Genomic DNA, 830 nt, shown 5'->3' with positions numbered 1-830 from the left:
CGCGTGGGAATGCTTCTACGGACGCTCTGCGTTCGGCTCTTGAAGGGGACGCAGAGCGTCCCGGGCTGCATTCCCACGCAGAGCGCGGGAACGATCATCGAGGGTTTACCGACCCTTCCCACGTGCTCCGAGCCCTGTTCGTCTATCCTCAAGCGCCTCGAAACCGGCAGCATAGTCATTCCCCTCGCCGCAAAGGAAGGCATCCCATGGGCCGGAGCCGCTACGTCATCACCGAACCGGAAAAACCCCACTTTCTCACCTGCACATTGATGGAATGGTTGCCACTGTTCATACGGCCCTATCTCGTTGATCACCTGCTCGGGTGCTGGCGCTATCAGCAAACCCATCAAAACTTGCAGTTGTTCGGTTATGTCGTTCTGGAAAACCATCTGCATTTCGTTGCCCAAGCGCCGAATCTGAGCAAGTGCTTGTGTCAGTTCAAATCCTTTACGGCGCGCCAGATCATCAACGACCTACAGAGCAAGGGCGCTGAGCGAGCATTGCAACGCCTGCGGTTCAGCAAGCGAGCGCATAAGCAGGACAGGGTCTATCAGCTCTGGCAAGAAGGCTCACATGCGGAGCAAATCTATAGCGAAGCGGTAATGCGCCAGAAACTGGATTACATCCATTTCAACCCAGTGAAGCGCGGGTATGTGGAGTTACCGGAGCATTGGCGCTACTCCAGTGCACGCAATTATGCGGGGATGGAGGGGTTGATTGAGATTCAGCGATGGTATTGACCGCTGTGAAGTTGGAACGCGGAGCGTCCCTGGCGGCATTCCCTCGCGGAGCGTGAGGAACGATCTTCCACAGCCTCCGCAACTTGCTCG

General features: G+C 56.6%; 1 protein-coding gene. It reads left to right on the top strand.

Features of this window, described 5'->3' with window-relative positions:
- Positions 1 to 206 precede the first annotated feature (206 nt).
- Positions 207 to 740, top strand: a complete 534-nt coding sequence (locus V7773_RS30235; RefSeq protein ID WP_072347979.1) for an REP-associated tyrosine transposase — start codon at positions 207 to 209, stop codon at positions 738 to 740.
- Positions 741 to 830: the final 90 nt, after the last annotated feature.

This window comes from Pseudomonas sp. 3JA, assembly GCF_036961705.1.
In the GTDB taxonomy this organism is placed as follows: Bacteria; Pseudomonadota; Gammaproteobacteria; order Pseudomonadales; family Pseudomonadaceae; genus Aquipseudomonas; species Aquipseudomonas fluorescens_Q.
This window is presented reverse-complemented; position numbering and strand designations above follow the sequence as displayed.